This is a genomic window from Caballeronia sp. SBC1 (genome assembly GCF_011493005.1).
Taxonomy (GTDB): domain Bacteria; phylum Pseudomonadota; class Gammaproteobacteria; order Burkholderiales; family Burkholderiaceae; genus Caballeronia.
Map to the genome: position 1 here is coordinate 282,764 of NZ_CP049158.1, position 16,722 is coordinate 299,485.

The window sequence follows — 16,722 nt, forward strand, 5'->3', positions numbered from 1 at the left end:
CCTGATCAATTCGGACTTATTTGCGTTGTTTTGGTTGATGGAATGGCGTGACCTTGCTGCAACTCCATACGAAGGTGGGCAGTGTTGGCACGCACCGACCTAATGATCGAGCTAGAGATCGACCTGCGGAACGCGGAAGGTGCCCGCGAGCGACTTCAGTTCTGCCCGATGCAATTCGGCTAGCCGCGAGAGGATTTTCTCTCCGGGTTTCAGCAGATGAACCTCGACTTGGCGGCGATCAGTTTCGCTAGGCTTTCTCTTGACGAGATCCAGCGCTTCGCACCGCGTCACAAGCGCAACTATTCCGTGGTGATGTGCCTGAAGCCGTTCAGCCAGTTCGCCGACGGTTGCCCAATCGCGGTCCGGATAACCCTTGATATGCAACAACAGCAAATACTGCAGTGGCGTAATGCCTTCGTCCTGAGCCGCTTGCTCGGAGAACCGCTCGAATCGCCGCATCTGGTAACGAAACTCGGAGAGCTGCTCAAAGTCTTCTTTTCTCAGTGCGCGAGAAGCTTCTTTCATAGGGATAGTCCTGTCATAAACCTACATTGAAATTGTATCACATGGTGATAGATGTGCGAGGCAGCGCACGTAGCGCACAAGGTCACGCATGCAAGCGATATTAACTTCATAGACCGCAGGAGACTTGTTCTTGTGCCGGCGCATACATCACTGGCAAAGCGTGCTCGAGATTGGTGTGGCCCTAGACGAGGAAGTCCCATCGCTGCGACCAGTCGGCGTCTTCCTTTACTACTTGCCGCAAGATGAGCAGAGCGGCCTGCAAGCCGGTCCTGCTCGATGATCGCGGATACACGACGTACACCGGATAGGAGAACTCAGGTGCTTCTATTACCCGTTCAAGGACGCCATGATCGAGGTAAGGCTGGACGACCCGTGTTCGGAAATAGCCCGAGCCGCCGAACTGGAGGATGTATTGCAGAGCCAGCGGGCCGAGATTGAAATACAGCGACGACTTCGCGTACTCGGGCAGCGATATGTCGTGCTGTCGTCTGTATTCGGCGCCCCAGTCGACGTAGACATACGATCCCGGTTTTTGCGACGTCCGGATCAGCACTAGTTTTTCCTCCACTACCTCTTCGACCTGAATGCCCGCGACATACTCTGGTTCATATACGAGTGCTGCATCCAGTACGCCTCCGCGCACTTTTTTCTGGAGCACGGCACCATCTCCCAACTCTGCGCGCACCGCGTAGGCAGGTAGGTCTTGGCGCAACCGGGCGGCCCAATGCAGGACCAGTGGATTCGCGAGACTGATGTCCGCACCGAACGTAAACATGTCGTCGTGGCCGCTTGGCAATGGCAGATCGCGGCACGCCGCTTCCCACGTCTGGACGAGCTGGCTGGCGTAGCCGAGGAATTTTTCACCATCGGTGGTGAGCCTCGCCCCCGCTTTGTTGCGTTCGAACAGGCGACAGTTCAATTGCGCCTCGAGGTTCTTGATTCGTGCTGTCACCGCAGTCTGGGTGACGTGCAGTTGCGCCGCCGCGGAGACGAGGCTTCCCGACCTGACCACCTGGAGAAACGTACGTGCGAGTTCGACGTCCATGGTGTCTGCGTGCAAATAGTTTGATTTGAAGGGCGCAGGCCCGCGCCAAGGCGCCATCGCTGCAACCGCTTTTATATTCAAAATTATTGCATATAAACACAAATATATTTAACTTGTTGTCATGTAATTCGGATGCTTAAATGAAACGGAGGTAATTTGTTTACGTCTCGACAGTAGATGCCGGATCCCTTTGACGCCGCATTTGACTGACTGTCGGAAATGCTTTCGATGCTGCGAGTTTTCCGGTTTCAAACGACGGTAATGGACGTTGAAGAATCGAACCATGTTCGATCAAGTGAAGGAGTCGAAAATGGGCATCGCACTATTGATAGTCGGCGCAATCGCCCTGATGGCGGCAGGGGTTGGCGTGACTTTCGCGCTGGCGTTGTTGATTCCGCAGGACGTGCTGCAGAAGGCGCAGACCAATGGCCGGTTTGCTGGACTGAGCGCCAGCAATAGCGACGAAATTAGCGGAAAGCCTATCAAGGCCGCGGAGATGAAACCGACTCCGCTGCGCCGTCAGGTCGGATAGCCGGAGACTTGTTGGTGGCTGTTGGTGGCTGTATGCATGGAAGATACGCTGCGCCTTGGCCGCCTTCGTGAGTGCCGCTATCACGGTTTCTTCGGGCATACCTTTCTGCGCCGCAAGTTCAGATGCCATGAGTTTTCAGGTCCGGCAACAATACTTCGTCATCCGAAATTGAAGCGCCGCAAAGTTCCGGTGCGCACATCGGAATCGATGTCGCCTCCAATATTTGGCGCATTTCCCCTAGGCGTGTGTTTGCCGGTAGATGCCTAGTATCAGGTCTGCCTGCGTGATCATGCCGGCGAGTTTCTCCTGCGTATCGAGTACCGGAATATGGTGATGGCCATAAGCAGCGAATATCGGCACGAGCTTCGCGATCGAAGTGGTGACGCTGACCGTCGATACGTGGGTCGTCATGATGGACGCTACCGTGAGCGCTGAACCGGGGCCGGCGAACCATCGTTCGATGAATGTCGCCAGCACCCGAAGCCATCCGGCCGCCATGTTTCTCGTGATGTCGGCTTGAGTGACGATACCGATCACGAATCCGCGGTCGTCAATGACAGGAAGTGCCTTGACGCCATGACGCTTGAGTAGGGCAGCGGCAATTGCGACTGTCGTGCCGGATGTAATCGAAACGACGGGGCTGGACATGATGTCCGCGCAGCTCAGTCCGCTGAAGCTGCGCGCATACGATTGCAGCTGTATTTCCAGGAGCAGCGATTCGAGATCCGCTGGGTCGATGTCCAGCAATTCGTTGCGACGACCGAGTACCGCCTCGAGGTCTTCCCGCGTGAATCCAGGGCTGGCCGCTGGCGAACGGACGCTGATTTCTTTGGCTGAGCGCGCCGCATGTGGATAGCGATGCCCGGTCGCCGCGTGAAACACGATCGCAACGCCCAGCAGTCCAAACGACTGTGCCGCTATTGGCGCAAAGACGAATCCAAATCCCAGGGCATGCACGGCCGGTCCACCGAGCACGGCGGTGAGCGCGACCGCACCCGAAGGAGGATGCACGCACCTGAACACGAACATCGCTCCAATTGACATTGCCACCGCAATCGGCGCGGCGTCGATCGGGTTCGTGATCCACCTTGCGCACGCCACGCCGATGACCGCGGAAACTATATTGCCGCCGATGATCGACCAGGGTTGAGCGAGCGGACTCGCCGGCACCGCGAACAGCAGCACTGCAGAGGCGCCCATCGGCGCGACCAGGAGCGGGATGAGCGCGTTGTCTCCCAGCAAAACATGCATCACGCCCGCGGTGAAAGATATGCCGAGCAGTGCGCCGAGACAGGACCTGAATCGTTCGGGCCAACCCAGCGTGACAGGTGATGGCGAGAAGCTGAGAAGCCAGCGGGCGAGAGCAGATTGGACCATAAGCGTGGAAGATATCGTGAGCGGGCGAGGTCACATGGAACGTCCTCGCCCGTCCTCGCCGTCAGGCAGCGTCTCCTGCGAAACGCATTGTAAAAATATGTGATTATGACATATATCAACGTATTGTTCACGCTCGCGGGTCATTCCAGGCGCTCGTGGCAGTCCAACCGCGGGGCACGTTCTGCGCGCTTGTCCCGCGTTAACCAGCGGGGTGATTCGCACAAATACCGCGAAGGCGGGATCGGCCCGGCCGCTTGCCGACGGGGGCTTAGGCGTCGCGCGGCACATGGCCGGAACGTTGATCACGGCAGGAACACTGCCGAACCACTAAGAAATTTCGCTGGCGACCGCCGGAGCAGTCCGTGGAGAAAGTATTTCGTTATCCTGTTCAGGATCAGCGCTTTTGAACAGAACATCACACGACACCCGTTCAAGCAACTGCGCATGGTTTTCGCCACCCCACCAACGGGTAAGAAAATTTTCGTGGTGGTGCCCGACGACGATCAAATTTACCTTAAGGCTATTTGCAAGGCGGGGAATCTCATCGAGGGGGTTTCCCGTAACAAGGTGCATGGTTGCGTTAACGTCCCACTCCCGAAGTCTGTCGATGCCTTTTTGAAGAACGGCTCGCGCGCCCTCTTCGTCGATGTCAAAACCGACTGAAGACAAGACATCGAATCCACGTGTCCAGCGCGCGCAATTGAAAATCGCGACTAAATGGGTCTCGGCTTTGAGTTGTTTCGCGAGCTCCGCGCCGCACCGCAAGGCGGCTTGTCCCTCCGGTGTAGCGTCATAGCAAAGCAGGATACGGTCAAATGAAGACATCAACGACTCCCAAGTCTCAATAGCTCACGTACCGAAGCGCACCCTCTGAAGCAGGCTCGCACGTCGCTAAAGACGTACGACGATTTCAAGCTACGTGAACAGCGGAACTGCTTCGATTAGTGCGAAACCGAGCAATACGCCAATCGTCGCGCTGACCAATTTCGGGTGCCATCGGTTCAGGTGCAGCGCTGTAAGAAGGCTACCGACCAGAATAACGCCGAGCAGCGCAAGGGCAGCCAGCAAATACCCAATTTCAAAGTCACTGCTGATGATCATGACCCTTTCTCCCGGCGCGTGATCCGGCTTTGATGACACCCGGAAAAGGACGCAGAAAAACAAACTCACAATCAAATTATACATCATATTGAGATATAAAAAGATGCGAGGAGCGAGTTGCAATTTTCTGATCAGGCAGTCGCTTGATCAGAAAGCTGAAGGAGGTATTCAAGGATGCGTTGCTGGTTCGTACGAGCAGGGGCCATGTATTGACGCCCCGAACCGGGACACTGGCTTAGAGCGAAGGACGGACTCTGCCTGCTGCAGATGGCGCATTTCTCACCGTGCCTTCTGAACCTGACACTGCGGCTCGAGGCTTCTGCCAGGACGAATCTCCGGAGCGCGTCAACGCGTTTTGCGAAAAGCGTACTTGTTGAATTGATCGCCCACAGCGACCGGCAAGTGCCATTAGCGACGGTTTCGCATCAAGTCCCAACAGTGTCGATGATCCATTCGCTTGAGCTGCTGCCGCCGCATCCATTCGCGACGATAGTGGCCGACGACGAGCAACGTAGCGATGGCCAGCCCGAATGAACCCACGATAATTCCCGCCCACAGGTCGGTCACGGACGACTCCTTTCCATTGCGGAATCTGATCAAGCTTCGGGACGGTGTTCGATCGGATAAGGATCGAATTGCGCATCATGCCCGGATCGGGCGGCACGCCGTGTAATGCAAGTGTCATTCATCGGATGCGCGCAGCAGCCTTGAGAACCGAGCGTCCATTCATGGTAATAAGTGGCCGCGGTTGCCCGGATGTGAGTCTTTCCAGCGTAATGAGTTGGCGTTCAAGCAGGGCTTCCAGATCTGCGCGGTCCACGTCGATCTGCTCTGGACCGTCCCTGAGCAGCATTAGGGTTGCGAACTCATGAGGACTCAGCATTGTCGTCTCCTATGTAATAGGTGCTTCATTCGTTGAGAAGCTGACTTGCGCCGCGAGCCGGTTTGCCTGACGGATTGCGGATGCGAGGCGATCATCTTAATGTGCATTTCGCCAAATGATCAATATGTGGGATAAATTTCTTCAAGGGTAGTTTTCATGTGATGATTCCCTGCACAGCGCTGTGCCAACTTGCTTGGAACCAGAACGAGCGAACGGTTGAATTGATTCACGCTGCTCGAAGCGCCGGTTGACTCGACAGTTCCAGTGTTCGCTGCGGTGCCAGATCTTAAGCGGGTTGTTTATTAGCTATCCTATTCATCAATATTATCGACTGCTCGTATTGGTCACGGGGTTTGATGTCTTGTCCGCGGTCAACTTCGAACGCGACGAACAGGCTGCCCGTGAGATTCTCCAGGAGGGAGTGAACCAGATCCGTGAGTGGGACGTCACCGCAACGGGACATTTTGCGACTGGCAATCCCGTTGATCAGATTCCGCGCTTCGCCAATTCCCTGAAGATCGACTTGATTGTCATCGGGCATCATCCGGAAGGTTTTTTGCGCGCTGGTGGACCGGAAAAAACCATGCTTTGCTGCTGGACCGTGTGTTGTGCGGGGTTCTCTTCGAGGTGGCCTGAAGAGATTGTTGACTCCACGGGTCAATGATCAGGAGTGCTTCGTCCGGACACGTTGATATCGTCGGTATGTAGAGGTTGGTCTTTCATGTCTCTCGTACTACTCGCGGATGGGAGGCGTTGGTTGCAGTTGTTGCCTATTTCGGTGCGACTAGTAGATTCCCCAGTCCCCTCAAGTTTGAGCGATTCGTGCCGTTAATACCTTCACGCATCGGGGCATCTCCAAGTTACCACTGTAATGGCTTCAATTCACTTATTGAGGCGCCGTCGGCATTTGGGACCAGTGCGAGAGAGACCAAAAACAATAACTGGATTCACTTTGAGGCACCCTTGGGTGCCTTTTTTTTGTGTGCGAGGAGTAGGTCGACGCCCCCCAGGCTGGCATATGAGGTGACTTCGCCGTCTCCAAGCGCCGTTCCTCCACAAGCGAGGTGTTCCCGGTGAGGCTGCCATGCGGGTGCTCGACGAGCGGGCATCGTTTGTGCGGTTACTGCGGATTTTCTCAACGATGCCAACACGGCATTCGTCGATCGGTTGTTCCATCCGCCCCGCGATCCGTGCTTCAGTGCGCTCGAAGTATTCCGTTCCAGACGACGTCGCCGCGCCTAAACCACCCCAAGCAACTCTTTCAATTGCGCTGTTCTCGACCGGCTAACCGGCACCGGCGTCTGATCCGCGTCGTCCATTACAAGGTTGACGGTTTCGTCCGACTTAACCAGTTCGACCGCGTACGGAAGCTCACAATATGACTGCGATGCACGCGCAAATAGATGCTGTTGTCGAGTCGCAGTTCGAGATCCGCTAGCGAAAGATTGGAAAGATACCGGTCGCTCCGGGTAACAATTGTCGTGTAGTGGCCGTCGCCCTGGAAACGGACGATGTCCTTGAGGTCGATCAGGATCACCCGGTTCTTGCGGTACACGGGAATCTTGAACAGGCGCCGCGGCAGTGCAACATTACCGCCGGGTTGTTGTCCGGACGGTTCGGTCGTGAGATCGGTGACATCGTAGAAAATCATGCAAGTGCCGCAGGCGCCATGAATACCCGTCATTTTCGACACTTTGATCATCAGGATCCGGTCGGGGATATTGATCATCATCGCCACCGGCGGCGGCGACTTTACCGGGCAGCCGCCCGCATCCTTCGATTGCAGCAGGAAGCGCAGCTTGTCGCGGCTCTTCTCCGGATGCAACTGCACCACGTCGATGCCGAACAGCTCGTCCTGGGTGACGCCTAGCGACTGCTCGCTGGCCGGTCCGAGGATCTGGAGCGCGACGTCGTTAAAGGCCGTCACGTGCCCCTGTGCATCGAGCCAGACCATCCCCGGATTGAACTGCTCCAGCTTGTGCTGGAATGTCTCGTTACGACGATACTCCGGCGTCGACGGGTCGGCGTGTTCAAGCGGTTTCATCCCGGGTCTCCTGCCCTTAAAGGCGGTCGTCGCTCTATGGCGACTGTTCTTCGTTGTATTTCTTTTCCGAAATTCGCGCAAGTTTTGGAGCCGTTCACGCAGGCAAACCTGCCATTCAGGAATTCCGCTTGAACCGCTGCACGACGTCGTGAAATGGTGATTTATTGGGCCGCGTGGCCGAAGCCTCGCGCAGGACAGGCGTGTGGGGCCGACGCGGGTTTCATGCCCGTTTTCCGTTAATTGGCGCACGCGAACTGCCGTTCGGGAAATCGCATTGAATGACGGCGCTCGAATGTGAAATGCTGACCGCAAGGCGATGCTGCAACGCTCTAGTTCACTGACGGATGAAAGCCGAAGGAGGTCAGCGTGATCCCCCGTCCATTCGACTATTACGCTCCACGCACCTTGCCCGAGGCTATTGCGCTGCTGAGCGAGCATGGCGACACCGCGAAGCTGCTTGCCGGCGGCCACAGCCTGTTGCCGATGATGAAGCTGCGTATGGCCGAGCCAGGTCATCTGATTGACCTCGGCAAGCTTGCGGAACTCAAGGGCATACGCGAGGTAGGCAACGAGATTCTCATCGGCGCGATGACCACCGAGAACGAACTGATCTGGTCCGGCCTGCTGCAAACAAAATGTCCGTTGATCGTGGAAGGCGCGCGCCAGATTTCTGATCCGCAGGTCCGCTACCGGGGCACGCTGGGCGGTGACATTTCGCATGGCGATCCGGGTAACGATCATCCCGCACTGATGCTGGCACTGGATGCTTCGTTCGTGCTCGTGAGTGAAAGCGGCGAGCGTGTCGTGTCCGCCGACGGATTTTTTATCGGCACCTATATGACGCTGCTTGAACCCGGCGAGATCCTGACGGAGATCCGCATTCCCGTCCCCGTGGCGGGAGGCGGCTATTGCTACGCGAAGCTGAAGCGCAAGACCGGTGACTTCGCGACCGCGGCCGCGGCAGTGACGCTGCGCATGAACGGCGGCACCGTGGCCGATGTGCGCATTGCTCTGACGAATGTTGCGGAAACCGCTTTTCGGGCAACCGCCGCGGAGCAGTCGTTGCGCGGCAAGCCCCTCGATGAGCAAACGGTAGCCGACGCCGCGCGTCTGGCCATGGCCGCATGCGCGCCGGTCGCCGATCTGCGGGGTGACGTCGAATACAAGACGGCGATGGCTGGCGAAATGACGCGGCGGGCGCTGGCCACCGCCTTTTCGCGCGCCGCTCACTGAGCACTGAACGAAGGCTCCTGGAGATCAAGACATGAACAAGAAAGTCATGGTGTCGTTCACGCTGAACGGCAAGGAAACCGATGTGGTGGTCGAGCCGCGCGAATTGCTGATTCATACTCTGCGCGAAAAGTGCCTGCATACCGGACCGCATATCGGTTGCGAGACATCGCATTGCGGCGCATGTACGGTTGATTTCGACGGCATGTCGGTCAAATCCTGCACGATGCTGACGGTGCAGGCCGAAGGCGCGCAGGTACTGACCGTTGAGGGTCTTGCGCCCGGCGGTGAACTGCACGCGCTGCAGGAAGGGTTCATGCAGGAGCATGGCCTGCAATGCGGTTTCTGTACGCCCGGCATGCTGATGCGGGCCTATCGGCTGTTGCAGGAAAACCCGGACCCGAGCGAAGAGGAGATCCGCTACTGGATGGCGGGCAATCTGTGCCGCTGCACGGGTTATCAGAACATCGTGAAGGCCGTGCAATACGCCGCGCGCAAGCTGCGCGGCGAAACGGTCGAGACCTCGCATCCGCTGATGGCCGCGCACGCGCACTGACGCCAGGAGAACCGTGATGGGAAATATCGACACCAATCTCGATCGTCTCGCCGCGCTGGAAGGCATGGGCTGCTCGCGCAAACGCCGCGAGGATCCGCGCTTCATTCAGGGGAAAGGCACCTACGTTGACGACATCAAGATGCCGGGCATGCTGTTCGGCGTAATGGTACGTAGTCCTTATGCACATGCGCGGGTCAAGAAGATCGACAAGTCGCGCGCACTCGCTCATCCCGGCGTGCACGCGGTGCTGACCGCCGACGACCTGAAGTCGCTCAAGCTTCACTGGATGCCGACGCTGGCGGGCGACGTGCAGGCAGTGCTGGCCGACGAAAAGGTCTGCTTCCAGAATCAGGAGGTGGCGTTCGTGGTGGCCGACGATCGTTATGTCGCTGCCGACGCGGCGGAACTGGTGGAAGTCGAGTACGAGGAACTGCCGGCGGTGGTTGATCCGTTCGCCGCCCTCGCGCCGGATGCCCCAGTGATCCGCGAGGACATCCGCGACAAGCAGACCGGAGCGCACGGCGCACGTACGCATCCGAATCACATTTTTACGTGGAATATCGGCGACAAGGACAAGACTGATCGCGCGTTCGACAATGCGGACGTCACGGTTATGCAGGACATGCTGTATCCGCGCGTGCACCCGTGTCCGCTGGAAACCTGCGGCTGTGTTGCATCTTTCGATAAGGCGCGAGGCGACCTCACGGTCTACATCACATCGCAAGCGCCGCATGTGGTGCGCACGGTGGTGGGCTTGCTGTCGGCCATTCCGGAGTCGAAGATCCGCATCATCTCGCCGGACATCGGCGGCGGCTTTGGTAACAAGGTCGGCGTGTATCCCGGCTATGTCACGTCGATCGTCGCTTCCATCGTGCTTGGACGCCCCGTCAAGTGGATCGAGTCGCGTATCGAGAACCTGAGCTCGACGGCGTTCGCCCGCGACTATCACATGAAGGGCGAACTGGCCGCTGATCGCGACGGCCGGATCAAGGCGCTGCGGGTGCACGTCACGGCGGATCACGGCGCGTTCGATGCCTGCGCCGATCCCACCAAGTGGCCCGCGGGCATGTTCCACGTCTGCACGGGTTCCTATGCCATCCCCAATGCATTTGTATCGGTCGATGGTGTTTATACGAACAAGTTTCCAGGCGGCGTTGCTTATCGATGTTCGTTCATGGTGACGGAGGCGGTCTATCTGATCGAGCGGATGGTTGACGTGCTGGCGCAGAAACTCGGTATCGACAAGGCCGAAATACGCCTGCGTAATTTCATCCATAAGGACCAGTTCCCGTACACCACGCCGCTCGGGCTCGAATACGATTCAGGCGACTACGAGCCGGCGCTCAAGAAGGTGCTCGCGGCTGTCGATTATCCGGCGTTGCGCGCCGAGCAGGCCGCGCGGCGCGCCGATCCGCATGCCGAGTGGTTGATGGGCATTGGCCTTGTGAACTTCACCGAAATCGTGGGTGCCGGGCCGTCGAAGATGTGCGACATCCTGGGCGTCGGCATGTTCGATTCCTGCGAGATCAGGGTGCATCCCGACGGGTCCGCGATCGCACGCATGGGCACGATCACGCAGGGGCAGGGGCATCAGACGACCTATGCGCAGATCATTGCTTCGGAAGCCGGCATTCCTGCCTCAGTGATTACGGTCGAGGAGGGGGACACCTCCACCGCGCCCTACGGACTCGGCACCTATGGCTCGCGCTCTACCCCCGTGGCGGGCGCCGCGATCGCGCGGGCGTCGCGCAAGATCCGCGAGAAGGCCCGGCAGATCGCAGCGCACTTGCTGGAAGCCAGTCCGAACGACATCGAGTTCGATCTGGACCGCTTCGTGCTCAAGGGCTCGCCCGAGCAGTTCAAGACCATCAAGGAAGTGGCTTGGGCTGCTTATAACAATGTTCCCAATGGCATGGAGATGGGGCTTGAGGCCGTCGACTATTACGACCCGCCGAATTTTACGTTTCCGTTCGGCGCTTATGTCTGCGTGCTCGACGTGAACCGCTATACGGGGGAAACGCGCGTGCGCCGCTTTTATGCGCTCGACGATTGCGGCACGCGGATCAATCCGATGATTATTGAAGGGCAGATCCACGGTGGCTTGACGGAGGGGTTCGCGGTGGCAATGGGGCAGGAAATGCCCTACGACGAAGCGGGCAACCTGCTGGGCGCGACGTTGCTGGATTACTTCGTGCCGACCTCGGTTGAGACGCCCCATTGGGAAACCGATTTCACCGTGACGCCGTCGCCGCATCATCCGATTGGCGCCAAGGGCGTGGCTGAATCGCCGCACGTTGGATCGATTCCATGTTTTACATCGGCCATGGTCGATGCGTTCGCGCATCTGGGCGTGACGCATATGAATATGCCGCACAACGCGTATCGCGTGTGGCAGCAGTGCCATTCGTTGGGGCTGACGAGGCAGTAGCGGGTTGCCCGCAACGCTAGTTTATGTAAAGGATGACTGAATGAAAGTCGTACTCGAAAAAGTGTTTCCGTTAGCCGCCTCGTCCGATAGCGCTTGGCAATTGCTGCAGGACATCGAGACGGTGGCGGGATGCATGCCCGGCGCCAAGATTACGGAACGCGTGGACGCGACCCACTACAAAGGGACGATTACTGTGCGGCTCGGTCCTGCCACGATGTCGTTCAAAGGCGATATCGAGGTGTTGAACCTCGATGCAGCGGCGCGCAGTCTTCATCTGGTCGGCAAGGGCACGGATGCCACGGGCAGCTCGGCCGCGTCGATGGATCTGGTCGCGAGCGTGCAGCCCGCCGCCGATGCATGCGAGCTCACCGGCAGGAGCGAGGTGACGATGAGCGGCAAGGCCGCGGCGCTCGGCAGCCGGCTAATGGGGCCGGTCGCGGACCAGATGCTCAAGCAGTTCGTCGCTAACTTTGCGGCACGGCTCCAGGCATTTCAGACCCCGCAGATGACTCCTGCGGGGTCTGACGCATCCACGAGCGCCCCTGTAGCCATCACGCCCGAAGCCGCTCACGTCCCGCACTCCGAGCTGAACGGATTTGCGCTGGCGTGGGCCGTCATCCGCGAATGGTTACGCGGGATTTTCGCCCGCAAGTCGGTCTGAAACCGGACAGAGGCAGCCATGGTGACCGACCGGATGAATGATGTCGTGAGCCTGCAGCAGAGACTGGAGAGGCATGGTTTTATCGCCGAGCGCAGCTTTGCGGCGACTCTCCTTCTGACGATGGAAATGCGCCGGCCCTTGTTGCTTGAGGGCGAGGCCGGAGTCGGCAAGACCGAGGTGGCGAAAGCGCTCGCGCGGCTCCTGGATACGCGGCTGATCCGGCTGCAATGCTATGAAGGCCTTGATGCGCACTCCGCGCTGTACGAGTGGAACTACCAGCATCAACTGCTCGCGATCAAGTTGCTTGAACAGGACGAGCGATCGGTTCTCGACAAGGAGCAGGATATTTTCTCTGAGCGCTATCTGCTCAAGCGGCCGCTGCTCGAAGCGATCACCACCACGCCGGCGCCTGTCTTGCTGATCGACGAGATCGACCGTACTGATGAAGCGTTCGAAGCCTATTTGCTGGAGTTATTGTCCGACTTCCAGATGTCGATTCCCGAACTCGGTGTGATACGCGCCACGAAAAAGCCTTTCGTCATCCTTACTTCAAACGGAACGCGCGAGATCTCCGACGCGTTGCGCCGGCGCTGCCTGTATCAGTACATCGACTACCCCGGATTCGAAAAGGAGCTGCTGATTGTGCGTACTCAGATTCCGGAAGTGCCAGACAAACTGGCGCGGCAGATGGTCGAATTCGTACAGTCGGTCAGGCAGATGGATTTGCAGAAGAAGCCCGGTCTGGCCGAGACGCTTGACTGGGTGTCTGCGCTGCTACGTTTGGGAGTGAGCGTGATTGATACGGATGGCGTTGAGCAGATCATGGATTCGTTGTCCGCGCTCGTCAAGACGCGGGAGGATCAGGCGGGCCTGACGCGCCCGATCGTTGAGAAACTGGTGGCCGCATGTTGAGCGTGAATAACTGCACCGGTGATCGTGCGCTTCCATCGAGCGTTGAGGAGGTTTTGGTCGCCCGTTACACGGGGTTCGCCGGGTGGCTGCGCGCGAATGATTTTCGCGTGACGACAAGCGACATTGCGGCATCAATGGAAGTCGCGCAGCTCACTGGCCAGACAAACAGCCAGATCTTACGCTGGAGCCTGCGCGTCGTGCTGTGCTCTCGTGCCGAAGAATGGCGGCGCTTCGATGACCTGTTCGACGCTTACTTCCTGATGCCGAATCGGCGGGTGCTGGCCGAAACGCGTGCCGGCGGCACGGGCCAGATCGAGAGGGATAAGAACGCTGGCCAGCATGACGACAGCGAAGGCATGCCGCTGTCGTTGGCCGGACGCGGTGGGGATTTCGTGCATGCAGACGGTAGCGTGGGGGACCAGGGCGCCTCAGGCGAAACCTCGCTCTCGCATGCGGACTTCCGCCATCTCAACGAGCCGGATGAACTGTTTGCAATCGATGACGCCATCCGGCGTTTTGCCCTTCGGCTGCGAGGCATCCAGATTCGCCGTGAACGCCGCGCGAACGCCGGACGTGTGATCGATATGGCGTGGACGATCCGTCGCAGCGTCTCGCGTGGCGGGCTGCCGCTCGACCTCGGCTGGCGCAGGAAGCGGCGTCTGCGGCCGCGGATCGTGCTGTTGCTGGACGTCAGTCGCTCCATGAGCCTCTACAGCTTTTTCTATCTGAGGTTGGCCAGGGTTCTGAGCGCCCGGGTAACAGACGTTCATTGCTTCATCTTCCACACGCGGCTCGTGAGTGTCGCGCAAGCGTTGCGGGACCCCGACCCGCGACGCTCGCAGGAGCGGCTGCACATGCTGTCGGCGGGGTGGGCGGGAGGCACGCGCATTGGAGAGAGTCTAGGTGAATTCATTCAGCAGCATGCGACCCGGCTGCTGCACTCGCGCACCGCAGTCGTGATTGTCAGCGACGGCTACGATGCCGGCGAACCCGATAGCCTGCAGCAGGCGCTCGCCACGATCCGGCGGCGTTGCCGCCGTCTGGTCTGGCTCAATCCGCTCGCGGACCGGGCCGACTTCACACCGTCGAGCGTCGGCATGCAGGCTGCGATGCCTTATATCGATCTGCTGGCGGGCGCACGCGATCTGGCGAGTCTCGAGCGTGTGCTGCCTCAAGTACTGTCCACACTGCAATGAGCGCTGATACCCTTCTGCAACTCGAGCAACGGCTGATCGCAGAGGCGCAGCCGTTTGCGGTGGTCACCGTGATACGGGCCGGGCCGCCCACGTCCGCGTGGGTCGGCGCGCAGGCGTTGGTCGACGGCGGGGGGCTGCTGCACGGCTGGATTGGCGGTGGTTGTTCGCGGGCGATCGTGATCCAGGCCGCGCTCGAAGCGATCCGCTCGGGACAGCCCAAACGCATTCGCATCAGCAACGAAGCGGCAATGCCCGATGCGGATGTTGAACTCCACACCATGCCTTGCGCGAGTAATGGCACGCTCGAACTTTTCATCCAGCCGACGTTGCCCGCGCCATTGGTATTGGTGCTGGGCTCGACGCCGACTGCGCTGGAAGCGTGTGTTCTGGCGCAACGCGTGGGGCTGCGCGTGTGCGCGGCAGCGAATGTCAGCGCGCCGCTTATCGCACTCGGCCTCACGAACGTTATTCAGGGTTTTAACGCCGAAGCATTGGCCGAGGTCAAGCCACAACTGATTCTGGTTGCCACGCAGGGTGACTGCGACGAGGACGCGCTCGAGGCTGCTTTGCGTACATCGGCATCGGCCGTGTTGCTTGTGGCCAGTGAGCGCAAAGCGGAAAAATTGCGCGATGCAATGCGTTCGCGCGGCATCGCGCAGGAGCGCCTTAAAGCGTTGCATGCGCCCGCTGGCCCCCATATCCATGCGCATACTCCGCCGGAGATTGCGCTGGGCGCCGTCGCGGGACTGGTGACGCTGCGCCGTGAACTCGAGCTGGCAGCGGCCGACGCCTGCGCACGGTGTACTGCCGGAGACAATGCCGTGCCAAGCGTGCCGCCATGCGAAGCGATGGCATCGGTTGAGCCCGTGGTCCCACGCTATCTCAATCCGGTGTGCGGCATGCCCGTTGATATCGCGTTGGCGAAGCATGTTGTCGACTATGGCGGACAGCGTGTCTATTTTTGCTGCGATGGTTGCAAGATCGAGTTCGAACATTCGCCCGACAAATATCTTGCGATTGCGCGGGGCAGGCGGGAACGGGAGAAGACATGAACGATGCACGGAACATGGCCGGCCCCGCGTTTTCGGCCGTCGTGCTGGCCGCGGGGCTGTCATCGAGGATGAAGGGCTCGCACAAGCTGCTGTTGCCAGTCGATGGGCAGCCCGCAGTCAGGCGCACGGTAAGCGTTCTGGCCGCTGCGGGCCCCGAGGAAATCGTGGTGGTGACGGGCTTCAAGGGGCGCGCCGTCATGGAGGCGCTGGACGGCTTGCCAGTCACGTTCCAGTGCAATCCGCGTTATGAGGAAGGGCAGATGACGTCGGTAGCCGCGGGTGTTGCCGCGCTTCACGCGCCGTGCAGCGTCGTGCTGGTGTGCCTTGCCGATCAGGTGCTGCTGGAAGCCGTTGACTATCGGGAACTGGTCGACGCTTTTGCCGCGATGCCGCGCGGGTCGATCCTGATTCCCATGTTCAACGGACAGCGAGGGAACCCTGTGGCTTTTTCCGCCAGCTATGCCGCCGAGGTCATCAGCGGACACGTCAATCCCGGGTGTCGCAAGCTGATCGCGGAGCATCCGGACGAGGTGTTCATTCATGAAGCCGCGCATGATCGCTTTATCGTCGATATGGACACCCCGGAGGACTACGCGAGCATTCTGGCGCGCCTCGCGCAGACCCCGGCTCAGGTCCGCTCGCCCGTAATGTAGTGTTCGAGTTGCTGGATCGTGAACTCCTGTTCCGCGATGATGTTTTTCACCAGGTCGCCAATCGAAATCATGCCGACCAGCCGTTCCTGATCGATCACCGGCAGATGGCGCATGCGGTGGTTGGTCATTAGCGCCATGCATTCGTCGCTCGACTGATCAGGCCGCACGAAACGCACCGCTTGGGTCATGATGTCGCGCACCGGCGTCGACTTTGACGAGCGGTCCATCAGCACCACTTTTCGCGCGTAGTCACGCTCCGTGATGATCCCGACAATGCTGTCGCCGTCGGTGACGACCAGCGCACCGATCTGTTTGATCGCCATGAGTTTGATCGCGTCGTAGACGCATTCCGATGCCGTGATCGTATAGACGCTCTGGTTCGGTTTGGATTTGAGAATTTGCGCAACGCTTGTCATGGAGTGGCTCCATTTCGGCTTGGCGGCCCGATGACAACTCGTGACGCGTTGCCGTGAAGGACCACCGCTTTCAGTATAGGTGGCGTGGATGCACGACGAAGGACACGTTTT

Annotated in this window: 18 protein-coding genes and 1 pseudogene; 10 read left to right on the top strand and 9 right to left on the bottom strand. The window is 59.1% G+C overall.

The window, feature by feature from the left end; genetic code table 11:
* Window positions 1-111: 111 nt before the first annotated feature.
* Together SBC1_RS28120 and SBC1_RS28125 are read right to left on the bottom strand one after the other, a co-directional pair.
* A complete protein-coding gene (locus SBC1_RS28120; RefSeq protein WP_165102443.1) occupies window positions 112-525 on the bottom strand; it encodes a MarR family winged helix-turn-helix transcriptional regulator in 414 nt (137 codons plus the stop codon).
* Between the two features lie 181 nt (window positions 526-706).
* Complete coding sequence (locus SBC1_RS28125) at window positions 707-1,570, bottom strand: LysR family transcriptional regulator (RefSeq protein WP_165102446.1); 864 nt, start codon at window positions 1,568-1,570, stop codon at window positions 707-709.
* Window positions 1,571-1,853: 283 nt separating this feature from the next.
* On the opposite strand from SBC1_RS28125, the gene SBC1_RS28130 reads away from it, so the two are divergent.
* Window positions 1,854-2,102 carry a hypothetical protein gene (locus tag SBC1_RS28130; RefSeq protein WP_165102451.1) on the top strand — a complete coding sequence of 83 codons (249 nt, stop codon included), beginning with the start codon at window positions 1,854-1,856 and terminating at the stop codon, window positions 2,100-2,102.
* Window positions 2,103-2,339: 237 nt separating this feature from the next.
* Here the strand turns inward: SBC1_RS28130 and SBC1_RS28135 are convergent, their stop codons facing one another.
* The 5 genes from SBC1_RS28135 to SBC1_RS28155 form a co-directional block, all read right to left on the bottom strand.
* Window positions 2,340-3,479 carry an HPP family protein gene (locus SBC1_RS28135; RefSeq protein ID WP_165102456.1) on the bottom strand — a complete coding sequence of 380 codons (1,140 nt, stop codon included), beginning with the start codon at window positions 3,477-3,479 and terminating at the stop codon, window positions 2,340-2,342.
* A 327-nt stretch (window positions 3,480-3,806) separates the two neighbouring features.
* A complete protein-coding gene (locus SBC1_RS28140) occupies window positions 3,807-4,304 on the bottom strand; it encodes a universal stress protein (protein ID WP_165102459.1) in 498 nt (165 codons plus the stop codon).
* Between the two features lie 90 nt (window positions 4,305-4,394).
* Entirely contained in the window at window positions 4,395-4,580 is a 186-nt protein-coding gene (locus SBC1_RS28145; protein ID WP_165102462.1) for a hypothetical protein, read from the bottom strand.
* A 408-nt stretch (window positions 4,581-4,988) separates the two neighbouring features.
* On the bottom strand, window positions 4,989-5,147 hold the full coding sequence (locus SBC1_RS28150) for a hypothetical protein (RefSeq protein ID WP_165102465.1): 159 nt from the start codon (window positions 5,145-5,147) through the stop codon (window positions 4,989-4,991).
* A 118-nt stretch (window positions 5,148-5,265) separates the two neighbouring features.
* Complete coding sequence (locus tag SBC1_RS28155; RefSeq protein WP_165102468.1) at window positions 5,266-5,463, bottom strand: hypothetical protein; 198 nt, start codon at window positions 5,461-5,463, stop codon at window positions 5,266-5,268.
* Window positions 5,464-5,710: 247 nt separating this feature from the next.
* Between SBC1_RS28155 and SBC1_RS28160 the strand changes: the two genes are divergently transcribed.
* Window positions 5,711-6,127: a universal stress protein gene (locus SBC1_RS28160; protein WP_165989093.1), complete on the top strand. Its 417-nt coding sequence runs from the start codon at window positions 5,711-5,713 to the stop codon at window positions 6,125-6,127.
* 574 nt (window positions 6,128-6,701) lie between these two features.
* On the opposite strand, the pseudogene SBC1_RS28165 reads toward SBC1_RS28160, so the two are convergent.
* Window positions 6,702-7,507, bottom strand: a pseudogene (locus SBC1_RS28165) (LytTR family transcriptional regulator DNA-binding domain-containing protein).
* Window positions 7,508-7,873: 366 nt separating this feature from the next.
* Between SBC1_RS28165 and SBC1_RS28170 the strand changes: the two are divergent.
* From SBC1_RS28170 to SBC1_RS28205, 8 genes are read left to right on the top strand one after another with little or no spacing between them, the layout of a single operon-like run.
* Window positions 7,874-8,740 (top strand): xanthine dehydrogenase family protein subunit M, encoded by an 867-nt coding sequence (locus tag SBC1_RS28170; RefSeq protein WP_165102475.1) that lies wholly within the window; start codon window positions 7,874-7,876, stop codon window positions 8,738-8,740.
* Window positions 8,741-8,771: 31 nt separating this feature from the next.
* Entirely contained in the window at window positions 8,772-9,293 is a 522-nt protein-coding gene (locus SBC1_RS28175; protein ID WP_165102478.1) for a (2Fe-2S)-binding protein, read from the top strand.
* Window positions 9,294-9,309: 16 nt separating this feature from the next.
* Complete coding sequence (locus tag SBC1_RS28180; protein WP_165989095.1) at window positions 9,310-11,721, top strand: aerobic carbon-monoxide dehydrogenase large subunit; 2,412 nt, start codon at window positions 9,310-9,312, stop codon at window positions 11,719-11,721.
* 40 nt (window positions 11,722-11,761) lie between these two features.
* Window positions 11,762-12,382, top strand: a complete 621-nt coding sequence (locus SBC1_RS28185) for an SRPBCC family protein (protein ID WP_165102484.1) — start codon at window positions 11,762-11,764, stop codon at window positions 12,380-12,382.
* Window positions 12,383-12,400: 18 nt separating this feature from the next.
* Complete coding sequence (locus tag SBC1_RS28190; protein ID WP_165102487.1) at window positions 12,401-13,294, top strand: MoxR family ATPase; 894 nt, start codon at window positions 12,401-12,403, stop codon at window positions 13,292-13,294.
* The gene (locus SBC1_RS28195; protein WP_165102491.1) at window positions 13,288-14,490 is read left to right on the top strand and encodes a VWA domain-containing protein; all 1,203 of its coding nucleotides are present in this window, start codon (window positions 13,288-13,290) and stop codon (window positions 14,488-14,490) included. The genes SBC1_RS28190 and SBC1_RS28195 overlap by 7 nt, the downstream gene beginning before the upstream one ends.
* Window positions 14,487-15,542: an XdhC family protein gene (locus SBC1_RS28200; protein ID WP_165102495.1), complete on the top strand. Its 1,056-nt coding sequence runs from the start codon at window positions 14,487-14,489 to the stop codon at window positions 15,540-15,542. Before SBC1_RS28195 ends, SBC1_RS28200 begins: the two co-directional genes overlap by 4 nt.
* Window positions 15,539-16,195: an NTP transferase domain-containing protein gene (locus SBC1_RS28205; RefSeq protein WP_165102500.1), complete on the top strand. Its 657-nt coding sequence runs from the start codon at window positions 15,539-15,541 to the stop codon at window positions 16,193-16,195. Before SBC1_RS28200 ends, SBC1_RS28205 begins: the two co-directional genes overlap by 4 nt.
* On the opposite strand, the gene SBC1_RS28210 is transcribed toward SBC1_RS28205, so the two are convergent.
* Window positions 16,171-16,611, bottom strand: a complete 441-nt coding sequence (locus tag SBC1_RS28210) for a CBS domain-containing protein (RefSeq protein WP_165102503.1) — start codon at window positions 16,609-16,611, stop codon at window positions 16,171-16,173. The two genes, SBC1_RS28205 and SBC1_RS28210, sit on opposite strands and share 25 nt — an antisense overlap.
* Window positions 16,612-16,722: the final 111 nt, after the last annotated feature.

Coding starts and splice junctions, on each gene's coding strand:
- SBC1_RS28120 (WP_165102443.1), bottom strand. CDS start 525: ATGAAAGAAGCTTCTCGCGCACTGAGAAAAGAAGACTTTGAGCAGCTC.
- SBC1_RS28125 (WP_165102446.1), bottom strand. CDS start 1,570: ATGGACGTCGAACTCGCACGTACGTTTCTCCAGGTGGTCAGGTCGGGA.
- SBC1_RS28130 (WP_165102451.1), top strand. CDS start 1,854: ATGTTCGATCAAGTGAAGGAGTCGAAAATGGGCATCGCACTATTGATA.
- SBC1_RS28135 (WP_165102456.1), bottom strand. CDS start 3,479: ATGGTCCAATCTGCTCTCGCCCGCTGGCTTCTCAGCTTCTCGCCATCA.
- SBC1_RS28140 (WP_165102459.1), bottom strand. CDS start 4,304: ATGTCTTCATTTGACCGTATCCTGCTTTGCTATGACGCTACACCGGAG.
- SBC1_RS28145 (WP_165102462.1), bottom strand. CDS start 4,580: ATGATCATCAGCAGTGACTTTGAAATTGGGTATTTGCTGGCTGCCCTT.
- SBC1_RS28155 (WP_165102468.1), bottom strand. CDS start 5,463: ATGCTGAGTCCTCATGAGTTCGCAACCCTAATGCTGCTCAGGGACGGT.
- SBC1_RS28175 (WP_165102478.1), top strand. CDS start 8,772: ATGAACAAGAAAGTCATGGTGTCGTTCACGCTGAACGGCAAGGAAACC.
- SBC1_RS28180 (WP_165989095.1), top strand. CDS start 9,310: ATGGGAAATATCGACACCAATCTCGATCGTCTCGCCGCGCTGGAAGGC.
- SBC1_RS28185 (WP_165102484.1), top strand. CDS start 11,762: ATGAAAGTCGTACTCGAAAAAGTGTTTCCGTTAGCCGCCTCGTCCGAT.
- SBC1_RS28190 (WP_165102487.1), top strand. CDS start 12,401: ATGGTGACCGACCGGATGAATGATGTCGTGAGCCTGCAGCAGAGACTG.
- SBC1_RS28195 (WP_165102491.1), top strand. CDS start 13,288: ATGTTGAGCGTGAATAACTGCACCGGTGATCGTGCGCTTCCATCGAGC.
- SBC1_RS28200 (WP_165102495.1), top strand. CDS start 14,487: ATGAGCGCTGATACCCTTCTGCAACTCGAGCAACGGCTGATCGCAGAG.
- SBC1_RS28205 (WP_165102500.1), top strand. CDS start 15,539: ATGAACGATGCACGGAACATGGCCGGCCCCGCGTTTTCGGCCGTCGTG.
- SBC1_RS28210 (WP_165102503.1), bottom strand. CDS start 16,611: ATGACAAGCGTTGCGCAAATTCTCAAATCCAAACCGAACCAGAGCGTC.